An 18,975-nucleotide genomic window follows, 5' to 3' on the forward strand; every position below is an offset into this window, starting at 1 on the left:
TAGAAATTCCTTGTTTAAATTCTGCCTCATTTACACCGAATCATTTATCAAACTTTGATATCGCTCGATAAATTTTTTTGATGAGTAATTTAATAAGATGGAAATATATCAATTAAAAGTTTTTTTAGAAGTTGCTCGCTGTTTGAGTTTTACTGAAGCTGCTGAAGTTTTAAATCTTACTCAACCTGCAGTTAGTGCCAAAATAAAATCTTTAGAAGCAGAATTAAAAACACCTTTATTCGATCGCCAAGGCAGACAAATACAGCTTACTGAAATTGGTAATTACCTAGTAAATGAAGGGAGAAAATTAGTCGAACTAGAAGCAGAAATTGGCAAAAAACTGGAAAATTTCAAACAGCTAAAATCATCCTGTTTGACTATTGGTAGTTCTCATAGTTTAGCTAGCTGCTGGCTACCTCAATTAATCTATCAGTATCGCCAAAAATATCCTCAAATTAAAATCCATTTAAAACTTTTTGGCGATAGCAAATTACTCGATCGAGCAGTTAACAGAGGCATTATCGACCTTAGTTTTTCCGAAACCAAATTTATCGATTGTCCTGAAATTTTGCAGCAGGAAATTGCTTCCATTCAATATAGTTTATTAGTTGCATCCAGTCATTCTTTGGCTGAAAAAAATTGGCTCTCTCTTCCTCAAATTAAACACAAACCTTTGGTATTATTAAGCGATCGCTTTGCCAGCCATCAAGTTTTTGAATCTCGACTTGCAGAACTGGGTTTAAAACTAGCAGATTTTACCAATCTAGAAATTGTAGATACGATTGGTTTGATGCGAACTTATCTAACCCAAGGCAATTATTTAGGATTTGCTTCCGATTTAGAATTTCAAGGGGAGTTAGATTCGCAAACTTTAACCGCAATTACTCTGCAAGAATTTGCTCTAGCAGCAAATATATATGCATCAGTATCACAACAGAGCAATAGCTATCGAGACAATCCTGCAAGTAAATTTTTGACTTTACTTTCTACTCAGACAACTCCAAAAAGTAATTGCGAGCCTGCCTTATCGGTTCCCAAAATGAAAACGCCAGTTTATGCCCAGCGCACACAATCTCAAGAGACTATTGCGATCGATCTTGGCATTCAAAACATCACAGTTCCTACCGTTACCGCAGGGTTAATCGTGCAGCGTTTGGGTTTACTCGAACACTTTTTACCCCGTACTGGTCGCTACGCTCGGGTCAAATACGAGCTTAACTGGCATAATTTTTCTCTGGGAACGCCAATTGTCAAAGGTTTACATTCAAAAAAATTAGATTTCGGCATTCTAGGAGACTATCCCCTACTTGAGAGTGCGACTCAAGGCAATAACGAGCAATTTGAACCTACACTTTTAGTCAGCTTTGTTTCTATCTCTCCCAACGGGGAAGGTAGCGCGGTTATCGTTCCTCAAACGTCTAAGCTCGAAACTATTGAAGATTTGCAGGGACAAACCGTAGCACTTCCTTTTGGTTCTTCCGCTCATGGCATGTTACTCAGAACCCTTTACCATCTCAATTTACTCTCAGAAGTACAGCTTTTTCCCCTAAAAAATTCTCAGATCGAAGCACCACTAGAGTCAGAAATAGCAGCAGGATATGCTTATTTCTCTCCATTCCACCAACTAGCAAGCGTTCGCGGTAATTTTAAGTATTTGTATAACGAGAATACCAGCGGTTTACCAGGTTTTTATGGTGTCGTAGTGCGCCAATCTTTTGCCGAGGCATATCCCGAAATAGTAGTTGGTTATCTCAAAGCTTTGATGGCTGCCCAATATTGGCTTGCCAATACCCCTTCGGCATTTTCATTAATAAGCCAGTGGACAAAAATTAAGCCGCAAATTCTCGGAAGTATTCTCAGTTCTACTCAAGCCGAAGCTTCGAGTCTGTTTGTAACAGATTGGCAAATCCGTCAAGACTGGCTAGAAAGTCATATCGCTCAACTTAAATCGATTCCCACAGTCAAACATTTGGGGAAAATTAACTTAAATCGCTGGGTGGAGCCAGAATTTCTGCAAACAGCAAGACAAAACTAATACTAAATCCGATTTAAAAAGTATGTAAACATGTGGTGTTTTTAAGCCAATGATAATTGGTCAACTTATGAACTTCATCTTTCATTTCACTGACTAGACAGCAACGCTCTAATAAAATATTTTCAATCTCATTAATAGTTTCAAAATATTGATTTACCAATGGCTCATCTATCAACTGCCAAAGTCTTTCGGCAGGTTGTAATTCGGGAGAATAGGGAGGTAAAAATTCAATTTCTATTCCTGAAGGAATTATGGCTGTTTTACTTCGATGCCAACCCGCATTATCTTCTACCAAGATAATTTTTTTTGATTACTAACTCCAGCATCAATCGCAAATTGTCGATCGACCAAATTAAGCCAATTTGTATTAACTCTTGGAATTAAGTACCACAAGGTTTCCCCAGTTTTCGGTTTCACAAATCCATAAACATACAACCATTCGTAGCGATGTTGTACGACCGCTTCGGGTCGATTACCAATTTTTGACCAAACCTTTTTGAGTATTGGTTTTAATCCTATTCTATGCTCATCAAAAAACCATAGATCTATTTGTACGCCTGGATTTTCTTGTTCTAGTTTTTCAACTTTCAATGGGAGGTTAGCTTTGAATATTTCCTGCTCCAATTTATCCGCTTTTTTATGTGTTGGTCTTGGACTCTGCCAGGAGTAACCGCACTTTTTTAGATAGTCCCAACCTCGCTGATTCCAGACTTTTTCTTTTCCCGTTTCTGTTTCAATCCAGCGAGCCACTTTCGTTCCTGTCCAGATTCCTCCATCTGGCGGCTTATTCTCGATCGCTCTTGTTAGTTTTTCTAACTGTCGTTGCGATAATAACCTTTTTTTTCCTCTAGCATGATTRCTGGTTTGATTTTTGCAATTCTTGACCCCTTCTTCTCCATAAAGGTTATATCGACTAAGAATCTTTTGACCATAAGAATAAGAACATCCCACAGCGAGCGCGCTATTTTTTATTGTCCATCCCAAAGATATTTTCCACAGCAGATGCCATCTTCTAGCTTCTACGGAGTCTTTACTTTTAAGATATTTTTTTTTAAGCTCACTCGAACTAAAATGCTTGGCTAAATAAGCTGTTTTTGGCATTTAACATTTTTTTGTTATTTCTCTCTATTTTACACGTACTTTGGTAATCGGATTTAGTATAAGAAGCAAATAGAGTTGTAAATGTATTTAGTGAATCATCCACAAAATAAAGCCAAGTGAACTAACACTCATAACAATCCATAATACAATTCCTTGGGCGATCGCTTGCCAACCCACAACTTTCAGAGTCTGTATAGATAGCCCCGTTCCAATAAAAAATAGCGTTAGCTTCAATCCAGCTTCTGAAAACTGCGTTAAGATAGGCGACCAGTTAGCGACACTGGGGACGAGCGATCGCATGAGAGATGCTAGTAAAAATAGACCGATAAACCAGGGAATTTGAATCGTAGGAGCTTGGTGTGATTCTGTTGTCCGTCGGCTCTGAAATAAACAGGAAAAAAAGAGCGAAATCGGTACGATCCAGAGTGTACGAGATAGTTTGACTGCCGTTGCCGTGTCTAATGCTGTCGTCCCGAAATGCGATGCCGCACCCACAACGCTAGAAATGTCGTGAATTGCGATACCTGCCCAAGTACCAAATTGGTCTGGCGTTAAGTGTAAGAGGTGTCCCAGCAGCGGAAAAATATATAGAGCGGCAGCATTGAGCAAAAAAATTGTGCCTATTGCCAGCGAAATTTCTTGTTCTGCCGCACCGATAACTGAAGCAACTGCCGCGATCGCCGACCCCCCGCAAATCGCAGTTCCTACAGAAATTAACACCGATGTTTTCGCTGGAATCTTTAACCGCTTGCCCAACCATTGCCCTAGCCACAATGATATGCCAATGCCGATTGCCGCAAACAAAGCACCTTTCTGTCCCGCTCGTACCACGACCGCTAAATCCATGCCGAAACCAAGCAGGATGACGCAGATTTGTAAAAGTTGTCGAGCCATCCAGCGGCTAGTGCGCTGAAACGGATTTTGAATCGTTAATGCCACTCCCATTCCCAATGTCAGAGCTAAGGGCGGCGAAATCCAGGTTGTAAGTGAAAAACTGGCAATACCCAGAAATAATGCTTGCTGCGGTGTAAACCGCAGGGTTATCGAACGCTGTAGTGTATTCTGTACTGCCAAAACCAGTTTAGATTCTTGTGAAGTCTCCATAATCTGTAGCGTTATGAGGGATCGACTTCACCGTAAGAAATTTTATTCATCGAAGCAAACGTTCTTTTCTGTCAATTCAATCGATAAAATCGATTAATAATTTTTCTTTCGCATACACATAACAATGACAGGTATAACGCTCGATCGACTCCGAATCTTTCTTGCTGTAGCAGAGCAGATGCATTTTACCCGTGCTGCTGAAGTACTCTACATGACCCAATCCTCTGTCAGTTCGGCAATCCAAAATTTAGAGGAACACTACGGATTGAAGCTATTCGATCGCATTGGTCGCCATATTGAGATCACCGCAGCAGGTAGATTACTCAAAATTGAGGCGCAAAAGATTTTAGAGCAGGTCAATTTAACCGAACGCGGCTTGCGGGAACTGAATAATTTACAACGAGGCGAACTAAAATTAGGCGCGAGCCTCACTATCGGCAACTATTGGCTACCTAATAAAATTAGCGAATTTAAGCGTCAGTATCCTGGTATTGAAATTTACTGTACATTGGGCAATACCGCAGAAATCATTACGGGAACGGTCGAGGGACAATTCGATCTGGGCTTTGTTGAAGGAAACGTCAGTTCCTCAGCGATCGATGCTCTAGAAATAGAAACCATTAGTAGCGATCGCCTTCTTATTGTTGTCGGTCAATCTCATCCTTGGTTTTCAACTCCAAGAGTTTCTCTAACAGCACTTACTCAAACCACATGGGTGATGCGCGAACCTGGCTCGGGAACCAGAGCGGTATTCGAGCAGGCTCTAAGAGAATGGGGTATTGACCCTAAAGACTTAAATGTCGTTCTGGCAATGAGTAGCGGTGAGATGGTAAAAGCTGTTGTTGAAGACGGTGTTGGCGTAACGGCAATTTCAGAACTGATGATTAAAAAAGAATTGCAGCTAAACAGCCTTCGCTCAGTTCAAATTGAAGAATTAGGAGCATCCACTCAAATTGCTCGTTCCTTTGTTCGACTAAAACATCGACAGCGATTTCAAACTCTTATTTCTCAAGCATTTACACAGTTATTAAATTATTAGTAGCTCGTGGAAATAAACTAACGCAGCTACCATAAATCTATTTTAAGTTTGCTAATAGCAAAGGCGCGATCGATTATGTTTATCGCCATCGGGAAGTTGTTTAAAAATTTGGTAAATTTCTCGATCGCAATCAAATAACGTTATAATTCCAAATCGCAAAATTCTGGCTTTAACTCTCTTGCCATTAAGGCTTGAATTGCTTCTTCAGGGGTAATCTTTCCTTTCAATAGTCGATAGACCTGACGAACAATCGGTATGGCAATAGCTCGCTCGTTAGCAATTTTAACTAAGACTTCGGTGGTGTTAATGCCTTCAGCAGTTCCTTCTATATTTGCTAAAATCTCTTCTAAAGTCTTGCCTTGGGCTAATCCGTAACCTACTTGATAATTACGAGATAAGGAACTATCGCAAGTGGCAATTAAATCTCCCAAACCAGACAAACCAAAGAAAGTTTCTCCTCTAGCACCCAGGCGAGTACCGATACGAATCATTTCTGGTAGAGAACGAGTTATCAACGCAGCTTTAGCATTAGTTCCCAACTGCATTCCGTCGCAGACTCCAGCAGCGATCGCAATTACATTTTTTAAAGTTCCACCTAGTTCTGCGCCAATCGGATCGTCGTTGACATAAACTCTAAAAGTGTCTGAAGCAAAAATTTCTTGTACGGTTTCGGCAGCAGCTAAATCTCGGCTAGCAGTTACGGTTGCGGCAGGTAAGTTTTGTCGAATTTCTTTAGATAGATTGGGACCTGATAAGACTACTACAGGATTTTCAGGAAAAGCCTGCTGCCAAATTTTAGATGGGGTATGAGTGGTATCGGAGTCTAAACCTTTAGTCGCCGTGACTATAATTAATTTGGAAGAAATATTTATTGCCTGAAGTTTTTCTACTGTCGGTCTTACTCCTTTCATAGCAACCGCAGAAACTACAATATCTACCTCTTTTACCACAGATTCTAAAGTTTTCTCGCTGCTTCGCGACCAGGTTAATACTTTGTGTCCGTTGTTTTTAAGAATATTGGCTAACGTCGAACCCCAAACCCCAGTTCCTAAAATAGTAACTTTGCTAAGTTGAAAACTCACTGTTTTAAACCATAATTTGTAATTTATTTTACATTTTAGGCAAACCCATCTCAGTTATTTCAAATTCCACTTCCCAAAATAAACAGACTTATCAAAGTGCCACTATTCCATAGACTGTGTAGCAACATTGGAGCTAACAGATTGCGCGATCGCGTGTAAACTACTCCTAAAACTATGCCGAGGGTAGCCAGGGGCAAAACTTCCGATAGGCTTAAATGTGCCACTGCAAAGATTAGCGCACTAATGATGATTGCCCCCCATACCGATACATAACGAGTTAGGGAAGGCAACAAGAAACCGCGAAACATTATCTCTTCAAAAATCGGTGCGGCGATCGAAGCGGTTACAAAAAATATGGTTAAAGCAACCTTGTCTTGAGCCTGCAAAGCTAAAAACAATAGGGGATTACTACCGCCCTGTCCGTTCCAAATCTGCTGATTGATTAAAGATACGATCAATACTGAAGGTACGGCAACCAAATAACCACCTAAGCCCCAAAGTACCCAATTGCTAAAAAGCTTGATTTTAAACCAATCTTGGGGTAAAGGAAAAAAAGATTTGACTGACAAATACAGTACCAAAATTCCGCTGGCTGACATCACCATGTATGTACCAAACACATATAAAGCTTTGAGTCTCAGGGAATAGTTAGCAGGATTTAAGCCCGATATGCCAAGGACAAAAGGCAAGACAAACTGACCGATAAAGAAAAAACCGACAATCAAAACTTGCCAGGTAATTTCCCAATTCCAGGGTGTTTCCCAAGTTTTATCGTTGTTAGTAGCTAAAATTGCGCCTTCTTTTTTGAAGAACAGTTGCACGATTAAAAAGATAGCTAAACTTATGCCGCCAATGCTGCCAAATACGGGAATACCGCTAATCAAACCTAGTTTGACGATAGAGTCTCTAGCTACTTGCTGTTCTTGTTGCTGAAGTATGGCTAAGTCGCGATCGCGATTTTCTAACTGATACAACTTTGCCAAACTTTGGTAGCGAAACCAGCTATCGAGGTTGGCTTCAATAATTGCTTCGCTATTATTGGCTATATCCGTTTCCTCTTGCCACAAACCAGTTAAAACTTTTGCCGTTCTAACATACCTATCTTGAGAATTGTTATCTGCAATCAACTGTTGCCAGGTAGATATAGCTTCGGTTTTATTATCTTGTGCCGTGTAGAGAATACCCTGTTTTAAATCTATTTCATTAATAAATTTGCCTATTTCTTGGATTTGTTTATCGATTTGTAATTTTTGTGGCGGTGTGAGGTTGGTAGGTTCATTTTCGGCTACAATTTGAGCTTCCTGGCGATCGCTACTAACTGTAGAGGATTCTAGCTGTCGTAGTTGTGCTACATAGTTGGCGCGGCTGGTTGTAGCTTCCTTACGGGCTTTTTGATACTGTTCTATTGCTTTGGCATAGGGTTCTTCGCCAATCAAAGAATCGACCGCTTTAAGATAATCCGCGCTGTTCTCGCCTTCAGGTTTTAGTTCTGAAACGTTAAGTACCAGATTGGTTTGGTAAAGTTCCAAACGACTTTGAATTTGTGGCTGGGAAAGGCTGTCGTTAAGCGAGAAAAATATTCTAGCGATCGCCAGTAAAGTTATTAAAGATAAGATTATTCGCTTGATAGTCATTAAATACTCGATAAAAAAATTTATGACGCATAGTTTAAATACGTCTAGTTGACGAAGTTTTAAGAAGCCTCGTCGTTATACGACAGGTTCTCTGTAAAACATTATCCCTTGTCGCCGAACAACGAACAATTGTTTCTATTTCAGAAAAATTTAATTTTGAGCGACGATTGTGAAGCTTAAAATCAATTAACAGCAATTGAAATACTAATTAATTGATTCTGGTAACGTCGTTTTCAGTGTGGACTTTTTAGATTGCGTTTACTTTTTGAAGAACTCGGATGGTTTAAATTCAAAAGATATTGGCTAATAGAAATAAGTAAAATTGCCAACGCCATGTAAATTACGTCGCTTGTTTGTCTGATTTCCAAACTAAGCATTTGCTTGAACAAACTTACAATCAAAGCAACTACGATTACATTGACTAACTTGCCTTTTAATTCTTCTAAAGTTTCACTCTGCAAAATATTTGAATCATCATTGTGTTTAATCTCTATTTCTGAAATAAACAATTCATAAATACCAAAAGCAAATATCAATAAAACAATGCCGATCAAGTAATAGTCAATTCCGCCAATAATATATGCTACTATCTGTACGGTTGCTTCTCCTTCTGGATCTTGAATATCGAAAGCTAGAGTCAAAGCCGCCCAAATGTCTAAAGTTCCAATAACAATTAAGCGCAAAGAGCTAAGTAAGCTAAAGACAACTGGAACTACAATAAAAAATCTAACATTCCAAATAAATGCTTCAAAAATAGCTTCTATTTTTTTGATTATTCTCGGTGTTTTTCTAACCATTAATTATTTGCGTACATATTTTAAAACCCCTGTTTTAGAGCATATACGATATGCAGTTGTTTTGGCTTTACTCAAAATAAAATCGTAAGTTAACACTACGTAACTTGCCATAGTTACAGCAATATTTATAAATTTGTTAATTTAGCTAATGTTTGTATTTGCTGGTGGCGCGGTGAGTTAGTACACTTTTGGGTAGAGGCTGCTGCCTAAATTTACTTTAGATGTAGTTTAAGTCAACGTTTGTACATAGGTTTATCGATCGCCAATAACTAATAACTGATAAATTGATAGATGTTTATTTAGAAGAGGATTAAAAGTTTGGCTACTCGCGTAATCATCGTCCGACACGGACAAAGCAGCTACAATGCACAGCAGTTAATTCAAGGTCGTTGTGATGAGTCGGTTTTAACCGAACGAGGTATTGCCGATGCCCAAACCGTAGGTAAAACCCTACAGGATATTTCTATCGATGCGCTTTATTGTAGTCCGTTGCAGAGAGCCAAAAAAACAGCAGAGATAATTCACGCTAGCCTGAATAATGCGCCAACTTTGCAGCCTACAGATAAACTAATGGAAATCGATCTACCGCTGTGGGAAAAAGTCAGCAAACAAGTAGCTAGAGAAAAATTTGCCGACGATTACAGCAAATGGAAACAACTGCCCCACGAATTTAAAATGATTTTAGAGGGAGGAACAGAACACTATCCTGTCCTTTCTCTCTACGAACAGGCGCGGCAGTTCTGGCAAGAAGTTATTCCCCAACATTCAGGAAAGACTATTTTAATCGTGGCGCACAACGGCATTAATCGCTGCTTGATTATGTCTGCTATTGGGATGAAATGCGATCGCTACCATTCAATTCAACAGTCCAACTGCTGTATTAACGTCCTCAACTTTACAGGAGACTACAACGATCCCGTACAGCTAGAGTCTCTCAATCAAACCTCTCATTTAGACGTGCCAATTCCTCCCGTTCGTCCTCCTCATGCTGGACCTCGTCTGCTGTTGGTGCGTCACGGTGAAACACAGTGGAATAAAGAATCTCGCTTTCAGGGAATTAGAGATATTCCTCTCAATGAAAATGGTAAAGAACAGGGACGTAAAGCCGCTGAATTTTTGAAGGATGTGAAGCTCGATTTTGCCGTAACTAGTTCGCTGTTGCGTCCTAAAGAGACTGCCGAGTTAATTTTAGAGCATCATCCAGAAGTAGAGTTAGAAACCACTACAGAACTAATAGAAATATGTCATGGCTTGTGGGAAGGCAAACTAGAAACCGAAATAGAAGCCGAGTTTCCTGGTTTGCTAGCCCAGTGGAAAGCAACCCCCAACTTAGTACAAATGCCAGCAGGAGAAAACTTGCAGCAAGTTTGGGATCGGGCAATTGCCGCCTGGGATAAAATAGTTGCCAAATTTAGTAACAGCGATCGCCCGCTTACAGGTATTGTTGTCGCCCACGATGCAATTAATAAAGCGATCGTCTGTTATTTATTAGGACTAGAACCCAAAAATTTCTGGAATATCAAGCAGGGTAATGGGGCAGTTAGCGTTATCGACTATCCCCAAGGTGCATCGGGACAGCCTGTGTTGCAGGCAATTAATATTACTACCCACTTAAGCGGTAGCGTCCTCGATAAAACTGCCGCAGGTGCATTGTAAATAGCTTATAACCTACAGCTTACAGCTAGATACAGAGCAATTTATTTTTATCCGTTAAATAATAATTATGTCTTTCCAACCGCCTACTATTTTGGCTTTAGATTTTGATGGCGTTATTCTCGATGGCTTAGAGGAATATTTTGCTACCACCAAAAAAACCTATCAGCAAATCTGGAACCAGCACGATATTAGTGACGAGTATAAACCTTTGTTTTGCCAATTGCGTCCCGTAATTGAAACTGGTTGGGAAATGCCTATATTACTAAGGGCATTAATTTTGGGTATCGATCGCGAATCTATTTTACAAGACTGGTCTTCAATAGTAACCCGAATCATGACTTCTGAAGGGTTGGATAAAAAAGATTTAGCTCAAAAATTAGACGGGGTTAGAGATAGCTGGATTAAAGAAGATCTAGCAGGCTGGTTGAGGATGCATCGCTTTTTTTCGGGGGTTATTCCTCGCTTACAACAAATAATTGATTCTCCTACTAAACTTTATATTGTCACTACCAAAGAAGGAAGATTCACCCAACAGCTATTACAACAGCAGCAAGTTTATTTACCAACAGAAAACATCATCGGCAAAGAAAGCAAACGTCCTAAATACGAAACCCTACGTCTGCTAAGAGATCGGGAAAGTGCAGACAATGTTAGTATTTGGTTTGTCGAAGATCGCCTTAAAGCTTTACAACAGGTAACGCAACAGTCAGATTTGCTACCTATTACCAAATTATTCTTAGCAGACTGGGGCTATAATACCGAACGCGATCGCAATCTGGTTCGTCAAGATGCTGATATTGAGTTACTCTCTTTACAACAATTCGAGCGAAATTTTGGCGAATGGTAAAAGAATTGCTAGAAGAGGCGATCGCCTACTAAATTTTTATTTATCAATCTTCTGTAAGATTAACTTTGTGATAGAGCTTTTTAAGCTCGATTTCATAATCTACAGAAGTCAAAGTCAATACTGAATTCTGTCCTTCATATTCTTGCAATAGCCACTTGTTTTCAGCTTGCTTAATGTATTGTTCGACAGCAAAACTATACTGGTCTATTAAAACGTATTCTTGAAAGGTCGAAATAGAACGATAGTATTTAAATTTATCGCCTCTATCGTAATTACTAGTAGATTTAGACAGCACTTCGATGATTAACAAAGGATTAATTACAGTAGTAGATTTATCTCCTTCATAAATAGGTTCGTCCTCGATAACCATGATATCGGGATAGGTATAAAATCGATAGCGAGGAATCCACAAACGTATATCTCCCATATACAGTTCGTAATTTCGATCATTTATAGATAAAGGAAATTGACGACAAAAATTCAGACTAATTTTGTTATGATTTGTCGTGCTACCTGCCATCGGTATAATTTTTCCATCTCGATATTCATGTTTGTTTTTGGCATCTGCTTCAAATTCGAGATATTGTTGCGGAGTGTAACAAACTTGTTTAGTTAAAGCAGACATAATAATTGTTCGCTATTTTATAACTATTGTTTTAATTGTAAGAAACAAAGTAGAAAAGAATAAAGCGATTTCAACGTAAAGAAATGTATGCGTTAATTCCCAATCCCTAGAATCACCGTTCCGTTTACGGCGGTGAGCAGTCAAGAAAATATACTGAATATCTCGTCGAATTCACGTTTAGTTAAATGCGATCCGTCCGAACAATTATTTTAATTTACCGCAAAAATTTGATTGGCAGTCATATTAAGATCTGGGAATGTTGGAGAATTTAAGCGATCGCTATCTCTAAATTGGCTAATCTGATATTCGCCGTCTACTAATTGGTAAATAGAAATTGTAGGCTGTTTGGGATTGCCAATATATCTTCTACCACCTAAAGCTAGATGATCCACAATCCAATACTCTTTTACACCAATTTCTTCATAATCTCTAACCTTAGTTAAGTAATCATCTCGCCAGTTGGTGCTGACAACTTCAATAATTAGAGGTATTGTTGCTGCTTGCTGTACGGTTGAATACTTCTCCCATAGTGATTCGTTTTTCAAGGCAGGGCGATTTAAAATTAATACGTCGGGAGAATAACCACACTCTCTAGCTGATGATTTTACCAGTGCAGTTTTTGGTATTAAATAAGGAAGTTGCAATCTTCTATACTCAACGGCTAATTCTGTGGCTAACAGACCAACAATCTCTTCGTGTTTTCCTGTTGGCTGCATCTCAACAATTACCCCATCATAAAGTTCGTAGCGTCCACCTTCGGGTTTCCAGTCTAAAAATTCGGCAAAAGTGACTGGTTTGATTATTGCTTGAGTCATAGTTAGTTCCAACTCATGTGATGTACTCCACATAGCCTCCATGATATTGGTAAGCGTGAGCTTCTCTGAGACTAATTATAATAAATACAAAATTATTTCAAAAAGTAATATGTCGTGCGATCGCTGTTTTCAATAACCTCTAAGGCTGGAAAGACAGCTAAAATGTCTGACATAAGATCTGTTGGAAACCAAGCAGATAAAATAAAAGAACTATAGAGATTAGATTTAATTAGATTTAAAACACATGACCAGTGCTGCACCAGCTAAAACAGAATACGAAGCCGTAATCGGTTTGGAAACTCACTGTCAACTCAACACCGAAACTAAAATCTTCAGTCGCGAATCGACTAAATTCGACCCCGAAAACCCCAACACTAATATTTCGCCGATTTGTTTGGGCTATCCTGGAGTGCTGCCAGTATTAAACGAAAAAGTTTTAGAATACGCCGTCAAAGCAGGATTGGCACTCAACTGTCAGATCGCGCCATACAGTAAATTCGATCGCAAGCAATATTTCTATCCCGACTTGCCTAAAAACTATCAAATCTCGCAATACGATTTGCCCATAGCCGAACATGGCTGGATTGAGATCGAACTTGTCGAAAAACCCAACACCGAACCCGTTAAGAAAAAAATCGGCATTACTCGCCTGCACATGGAAGAAGACGCAGGAAAATTAACTCATGGTGGCAGCGATCGCCTGGACGGTTCTTCTTATTCTCTAGTAGACTTTAATCGTGCTGGCGTACCCTTACTAGAAATTGTCTCCGAACCCGATTTGCGATCGGGGAAAGAAGCTGCTGAATATGCCCAGGAAATCCGCCGCATTATGCTTTATCTGGGTATTAGCGACGGCAAAATGCAGGAAGGATCGCTGAGGTGCGATGTTAATGTTTCGGTGCGTCCTGTAGGTCAACAAGAGTTTGGTACTAAAGTAGAACTGAAAAACATGAACTCCTTTAGTGCCATTCAAAAAGCGATCGAATATGAGATAGAAAGACAAATTGCCGCAATTGAAAACGGCGAACCAATCTATCAAGAAACTCGCCTATGGGAAGAAGGATCGGGACGTACTAAAAGTATGCGCTTAAAAGAAGGCAGTAGCGATTATCGTTATTTTCCCGAACCAGATTTGCCACCCATCGAAGTCTCGAAAGAACAATTAGAAGCATGGAAGGCAGAATTACCAGAACTGCCCGCACAAAAACGCAACCGTTATGAATCAGAATTAGGCTTATCGGCTTACGATACCAGAGTTTTAACCGACGATCGCGCCGTTGCCGAGTATTTTGAAGCGGCAGTAACCGCTGGTGGTGATGCCAAACAAGTAGCTAACTGGGTAATGGGAGATATTGCTGCTTATGTAAACAGCAATAACTTAACTATCTCCGAAACCGCACTCAAACCAGAAACCCTGGCAGAACTAATTGCTCTAGTTGCCGATGGTACAATTAGCGGTAAAATTGGCAAAGACATTTTACCCGAACTATTAACCAAAGGCGGTTCGGCAAAAAAACTGGTAGAGAAAAAAGGACTAATTCAAATCTCCGATACGGGAGAACTCGAAACAATTATCGATGAAGTCCTTAACGCACATCCCAAGGAACTAGAACAATTCCGTAATGGCAAAACTAAGCTCAAAGGTTTCTTTGTCGGACAGGTAATGAAGAAAACTAGCGGACGCGCCGATCCCAAACTGACTAACCAATTACTAGGTAAAAAGCTACAGGCGTAAATCTCTGACAAATAGATAATTAATAATTACCTCTTTCTAATCGATCGTTATCAGTTAGGGAGAGGTAAACATATTTTGTTAGATGATTTTTTGTTTGATGAGCGATCGCAACAGTATTAATAGTGAAAAATTGAAGAAAAGAGTGATTATAACTATATGTAGAAATTTGGCAAAGCCATCTGACAGATAGCAAACAAAAATATTATAAAAACATAATAGTTTATTTTATAAATAAGAATTTTTTGTACTTTGCAATCTTGAGAAAATTGAAAGCAACTATATTTAAAACAAAAATTGTTTGGATAACTGGTATATTTGCTATTTTTGCTATTAACTGTATGGGTTATTTGAGTGCATATTTTTTGACAAACTATCGTCAAACTGATAAACAATTTGGATATCCTCGTCCTGTTAATAAGCAAACACCCAAAGATTTTCAGCTACAATATATTTCCGATCGCCTGAAAACAAATCAACAATAATGGATCGATATCTGGTCGATTGAGTTACCTGAGTCCAACCCAAAAGGAACAATTATTCTATTTCATGGCAAAGGAAGTACAAAAAGCAGTTTATTAGCATCAGCTAAAGTATTTCATTATCTTGGTTACAAAACTGTTTTGGTAGATTTTAGAGGTTCTGGAGGCTCTAGCGGTAATGTTAATACCGTAGGCGTATATGAAAGTGAAGATGTAGCTTTAGTTTTTAATCGTATTCGAGAATTAAATCCTAATAAACCGATAATCTTATATGGTATTTCTATGGGAACTGCTGCTATTTTAAGAGCGATCGCTGAAGAAGATATAAACACCAATGCTATTATTCTAGAACTTCCTTTTACCAGACTTTTAAGTGCAGTACGAACTAGGTTAAAAAATTCTCAGTTTCCACCTTTTCCTATGGCAGAATTAATAGTTTTCTGGGGTGGGGTTCGCTACGGTTTTAATGGTTTTGCCCACAATCCAATCGACTATGCTAAAGAAGTTAATTGTCCGACTTTAATTTTACAAGGCAGTAAAGATCCTACAGTTAGTATCGAAGAAACTGAAGATTTATACTTCAAAATTAACTCTCTAAAAAAAATGGTTATTTTTCCCGAAGCAGGACATCAGTTATTAGTTACCGTCGATAAAGAAATATGGCAACAAAGTGTAAGAGATTTTTTAGGCAATTTGAATTAGCGATCGCTAGTAAATAAAAAATAACTTTGAACTAAAGAATGTATTAAACACTAGTAGTAACGTCTATTGCTCCGATTTCGATCTCGGCAATTTTATTCGATCGGCAATACCATGAATTATTGCTAATTTTAAAAGCTATGTTAAATGTTTCTCTTTATAGCAAAATTTTAATGGTTATAGTTGCGGCGATCGCATCTGTTATTGTTGGTTTAAAAATTCAAGACGATCGGCTCGATCGAAACTATAGCGTTCGAGTCCCAAAAACAACTCGACCTAGTCCGCAAGTAGAGCAAAAAGCCGAGTCATCTTCTACATCAGAAACCAAAAAGTCTGTAGAATCTTCTTCTGTATCTGAAGCCAATGCGTCTTCTGCAAATGTAATTACTACCTACAAGACTACAGATGCTTTTAAGCAATACAAACCTAGATATTTTATGACAACTATCCACCCTAGCAACTATGGCGATCGCTATAGTACTGACGTTTATGGTAACTCTGTAAACAACTTACCCCTTGTGGTCTTGCATGAAACCACCAACTCTATTGCCAGTGCTATTAATACTTTTAAAACACCTCATTCTAGCGACAACAATCAAGTTAGTTATCACACTTTAATTGCTCTAGACGGAACTATTATTTATTTGCTTACTTCGGATAAACGAGCTTTTGGGGCGGGTAACTCAGTATTTGAAAGTTCTTTAGGCAAGGAAACTGTTAAAACCAATGCTAATTTACCACCGTCGGTAAACAACTTTGCCTACCATATATCTTTAGAAACGCCGCCAGACAGTTGGGGTAAATCTCGCCAAAACTACCATAGCGGTTACACTGACAATCAATACAAGTCTTTAGCCTGGTTGCTAGCTCAAAGTAACATACCAGACGAACGCATTACTACACATAAAAATGTAGATCGTTCTGGTCATCGATTCGATCCTAGAAGCTTTGATTTTAATAAGTTTTTACAAATACTACATACTTATCGTCAACCAATAGATAAAATGTCCGAGCGAGAAACTTCGATTACAGAAATATTAAGAGGTTAATGTATTAAGTCAATTGCAAGTAAATCTTATTGTATAAAGTGTAAAAAAAATTGATGGATAAATTCATGGCGGAAGCCTTACAAGAGGCTTACCAGGGGCTGAAAGAAGAAGGAATACCTATTGGCTCGGTTATAGTTAAAAATGGCAGAATAGTCGGGCGCGGTCATAACCGAAGAATACAAAGAAATAGTGCTATTCTTCATGCAGAAATGGATGCTTTGGAAAATACTGGTCGTCAATCGGCAGCTTTTTATACAGACGTAATTCTATACACTACTCTTTCTCCATGCAGTATGTGTAGTGGTGCAATTTTGTTGTATAAAATCCCTCATGTTGTTATCGGTGAGAATAAAAATTTTTTAGGGGAAGAAGATTTACTAAGAAGTAAAAATGTAATAGTTGAAGTTCTCAACGAACCAAAATGTGTTGAGATAATGAGCGACTTTATACTATCTAAGCCTTTACTCTGGAATGAGGATATTGGAACCTAAAAAAAGCGATCTTAATGCGATCGCTATATTCTAGATTTATTTTTTTGCTGTAAACTACACAAACTAGCTTCGATTTATCTAGCAATTGGATGTGTTTCAGACGCGCTTGTCCCTTGGGCATCGATCGCTTTTTGAGTGCGTTTACAGTTAATAATGCCAAAAATTAACCAAAAAGCTAGTAGTGCTGTAGTTAGTATGAGTACCGTTACCGAACCAAATTGCACGATTAAGGCGGGTGCTGCGGCAGTAAACAAGCCACCACCAACAATTGGCTCGAAGAACAGTTGCTTGTAGGCAAAACTTTCAAAAGCACCAGTTCGGTTGTCAGGATCGACCATGCGAATTAACAAAATTCCCGTCGCGGTTACACCCATTGACTGACCCATATCGCCAATTCCTCGTTCAAACCAATATACAGGCAAAATACGAGGAGCTAGATACATAAATGCTAAAACGTTCCAAATAATCCCGACAATGGAAAGGGTAAGGAAAATACCAATATTAGCTCCCAATACGGCAAGATTGATCGATGCTAGAGCAGTGACAACTAAAACATCGAGAGCTATCCCTGCAATTCGTTCTTGCAGTCTTCTGATAATTAAAGTGTCGAGGTCGAGCTTAGTCATGACGACCTGAATAATGATACCGCCAATCAATGCTAAAGGAAATAAAGGAATAGCTCCAATCAACTCCAAACCGTTTCTGCCCCAGGTAATCGCTTCGATCCAGGTCAAAACCTGTAAGATCAGCCAACCAATTACTACTGCCAATCCTGTAAATCCGAAGTTTAGAGACAGAGGATCGATCAGTAGATTACGCATCAAAGAAGCACGTTTTCGCAAGACGTGGCTACTTTCGGTTGCGGCTGTCTCCTGAAACTGCGCGTCACCTTCTGCTACTTCTACGGGTTCGGTAGCAATATAGCCTTTTTTACGACCCCAGTGAGCCAAAGCCGTACCAAAAATAATTCCTGAAACGATACCCACTGTAGCCAAACCTAATGCTAAGTCTCCTCCTTCGGGGAAATCAAGACCGCTCAGAGTGTCAGCCATACCTGCCGCCGTACCGTGACCGCCTTCAAAACCAATTTCAATTAAAGCTCCAGTAATGGGGTTAGCACCAAACAGCGGAGAAAGTATCAGCAGCGTCAATAAAATACCAATAGTATATTGACCCCAGGCTAAACTTTGTCCAAAAGCTACTTGAGGAGCAGTTTTACGCCAAATTTCCTGGGGATTGGGTATAGTTTCACCTAAAAATAAAGCGGCAAAAACAATATTAATAAAAACACCAGGTGACTCAGACCAAACGTTTCGCATTTCTTCTGGGAAGATACCTCCCGCCCAGTAAGATTCTGCTCCCGCCCCCGATGCTACGGCGATCGCTCCTAAGACTCCAGGTCCTAAAAGTAAGGCGATTGCACCAGCAATAATTGATTCTGGTAAATAAATAGTTTCAAAGAACTTAATTTTGTGTTTGAGAAATCTTGCTACTAATAGCAAGATACCTACCATCACAAAAGCAAAGAATACACTGAGAAGAGTAAACATAACAAATTTTTCTGTACTTATTTCGAGTTGTATCGAATATTGGGATTATATTTTGTAATTTAAACTACTAATGATAATTTTTTTGAAGACATAAATTCAATCCCTACAATAGTTAAAAATTGGTGAAGTGCAGACAAATGAAGTTTTTGGAGATAATAACACAGCAGATTTACAGCGTTTTTGTATCTGGCTGGTACCAATATTAAATCGAATGTGATTAATTTATATTAAGTTTAA

Annotated in this window: 18 protein-coding genes; 9 read left to right on the forward strand and 9 right to left on the reverse strand. The window is 39.0% G+C overall.

What is annotated here, in order from left to right; all coding sequences use genetic code 11:
- Positions 1-97: 97 nt before the first annotated feature.
- Positions 98-2,035, forward strand: coding sequence for a LysR substrate-binding domain-containing protein (locus KV40_RS07880; RefSeq protein ID WP_036479674.1), 1,938 nt, complete (start codon positions 98-100; stop codon positions 2,033-2,035).
- 13 nt (positions 2,036-2,048) lie between these two features.
- On the opposite strand, the gene KV40_RS34785 is transcribed toward KV40_RS07880, so the two are convergent.
- The 3 genes from KV40_RS34785 to KV40_RS07890 form a co-directional block, all read right to left on the reverse strand.
- Complete coding sequence (locus tag KV40_RS34785; protein ID WP_156113981.1) at positions 2,049-2,330, reverse strand: transposase; 282 nt, start codon at positions 2,328-2,330, stop codon at positions 2,049-2,051.
- On the reverse strand, positions 2,324-3,136 hold the full coding sequence (locus KV40_RS34110; protein WP_156113982.1) for an IS630 family transposase: 813 nt from the start codon (positions 3,134-3,136) through the stop codon (positions 2,324-2,326). The genes KV40_RS34785 and KV40_RS34110 overlap by 7 nt, the downstream gene beginning before the upstream one ends.
- 87 nt (positions 3,137-3,223) lie before the next feature.
- Positions 3,224-4,240 carry a YeiH family protein gene (locus KV40_RS07890; RefSeq protein ID WP_072013796.1) on the reverse strand — a complete coding sequence of 339 codons (1,017 nt, stop codon included), beginning with the start codon at positions 4,238-4,240 and terminating at the stop codon, positions 3,224-3,226.
- Positions 4,241-4,364: 124 nt separating this feature from the next.
- Between KV40_RS07890 and KV40_RS07895 the strand changes: the two genes are divergently transcribed.
- Positions 4,365-5,279: a LysR family transcriptional regulator gene (locus tag KV40_RS07895; RefSeq protein ID WP_036479676.1), complete on the forward strand. Its 915-nt coding sequence runs from the start codon at positions 4,365-4,367 to the stop codon at positions 5,277-5,279.
- Between the two features lie 140 nt (positions 5,280-5,419).
- Here KV40_RS07895 and KV40_RS07900 read toward each other — a convergent pair whose 3' ends face one another.
- The 3 genes from KV40_RS07900 to KV40_RS07910 form a co-directional block, all read right to left on the reverse strand.
- Positions 5,420-6,361 (reverse strand): NAD(P)H-dependent glycerol-3-phosphate dehydrogenase, encoded by a 942-nt coding sequence (locus KV40_RS07900; protein WP_036479679.1) that lies wholly within the window; start codon positions 6,359-6,361, stop codon positions 5,420-5,422.
- 59 nt (positions 6,362-6,420) lie between these two features.
- Complete coding sequence (locus tag KV40_RS07905; protein WP_036479682.1) at positions 6,421-7,995, reverse strand: CPBP family intramembrane glutamic endopeptidase; 1,575 nt, start codon at positions 7,993-7,995, stop codon at positions 6,421-6,423.
- A gap of 233 nt (positions 7,996-8,228) precedes the next feature.
- The gene (locus KV40_RS07910; protein ID WP_036479684.1) at positions 8,229-8,792 is read right to left on the reverse strand and encodes a YqhA family protein; all 564 of its coding nucleotides are present in this window, start codon (positions 8,790-8,792) and stop codon (positions 8,229-8,231) included.
- 318 nt (positions 8,793-9,110) lie between these two features.
- On the opposite strand from KV40_RS07910, the gene KV40_RS07915 reads away from it, so the two are divergent.
- Both KV40_RS07915 and KV40_RS07920 read left to right on the forward strand, forming a co-directional pair.
- A complete protein-coding gene (locus tag KV40_RS07915) occupies positions 9,111-10,448 on the forward strand; it encodes a histidine phosphatase family protein (protein ID WP_036479686.1) in 1,338 nt (445 codons plus the stop codon).
- 67 nt (positions 10,449-10,515) lie between these two features.
- The gene (locus KV40_RS07920; protein WP_036479689.1) at positions 10,516-11,295 is read left to right on the forward strand and encodes an HAD family hydrolase; all 780 of its coding nucleotides are present in this window, start codon (positions 10,516-10,518) and stop codon (positions 11,293-11,295) included.
- A gap of 43 nt (positions 11,296-11,338) precedes the next feature.
- Here KV40_RS07920 and KV40_RS07925 read toward each other — a convergent pair whose 3' ends face one another.
- Together KV40_RS07925 and KV40_RS07930 are read right to left on the reverse strand one after the other, a co-directional pair.
- A complete protein-coding gene (locus KV40_RS07925) occupies positions 11,339-11,920 on the reverse strand; it encodes a Uma2 family endonuclease (RefSeq protein ID WP_036479692.1) in 582 nt (193 codons plus the stop codon).
- 209 nt (positions 11,921-12,129) lie between these two features.
- Positions 12,130-12,735 (reverse strand): Uma2 family endonuclease, encoded by a 606-nt coding sequence (locus KV40_RS07930; protein ID WP_036479695.1) that lies wholly within the window; start codon positions 12,733-12,735, stop codon positions 12,130-12,132.
- Between the two features lie 244 nt (positions 12,736-12,979).
- Here KV40_RS07930 and gatB point away from each other — a divergent pair, with 244 nt between their 5' ends.
- The 5 genes from gatB (at position 12,980) to KV40_RS07950 (ending at position 17,188) form a co-directional block, all read left to right on the forward strand.
- Positions 12,980-14,470: an Asp-tRNA(Asn)/Glu-tRNA(Gln) amidotransferase subunit GatB gene (gene gatB / locus KV40_RS07935; protein ID WP_036479698.1), complete on the forward strand. Its 1,491-nt coding sequence runs from the start codon at positions 12,980-12,982 to the stop codon at positions 14,468-14,470.
- Positions 14,471-14,736: 266 nt separating this feature from the next.
- Positions 14,737-14,952 carry a hypothetical protein gene (locus KV40_RS34115; protein WP_052055465.1) on the forward strand — a complete coding sequence of 72 codons (216 nt, stop codon included), beginning with the start codon at positions 14,737-14,739 and terminating at the stop codon, positions 14,950-14,952.
- An 18-nt stretch (positions 14,953-14,970) separates the two neighbouring features.
- Complete coding sequence (locus KV40_RS33250; RefSeq protein WP_256381117.1) at positions 14,971-15,651, forward strand: alpha/beta hydrolase; 681 nt, start codon at positions 14,971-14,973, stop codon at positions 15,649-15,651.
- 170 nt (positions 15,652-15,821) lie between these two features.
- The gene (locus tag KV40_RS07945) at positions 15,822-16,697 is read left to right on the forward strand and encodes an N-acetylmuramoyl-L-alanine amidase (protein WP_052055530.1); all 876 of its coding nucleotides are present in this window, start codon (positions 15,822-15,824) and stop codon (positions 16,695-16,697) included.
- A gap of 53 nt (positions 16,698-16,750) precedes the next feature.
- Complete coding sequence (locus tag KV40_RS07950; protein WP_036479701.1) at positions 16,751-17,188, forward strand: nucleoside deaminase; 438 nt, start codon at positions 16,751-16,753, stop codon at positions 17,186-17,188.
- Positions 17,189-17,262: 74 nt separating this feature from the next.
- Here KV40_RS07950 and KV40_RS07955 read toward each other — a convergent pair whose 3' ends face one another.
- Positions 17,263-18,738, reverse strand: a complete 1,476-nt coding sequence (locus tag KV40_RS07955; RefSeq protein WP_036479705.1) for a sodium/glutamate symporter — start codon at positions 18,736-18,738, stop codon at positions 17,263-17,265.
- Positions 18,739-18,975 lie beyond the last annotated feature (237 nt).

The sequence above is a fragment of the Myxosarcina sp. GI1 genome (assembly GCF_000756305.1).
Lineage (GTDB): Bacteria > Cyanobacteriota > Cyanobacteriia > Cyanobacteriales > Xenococcaceae > Myxosarcina.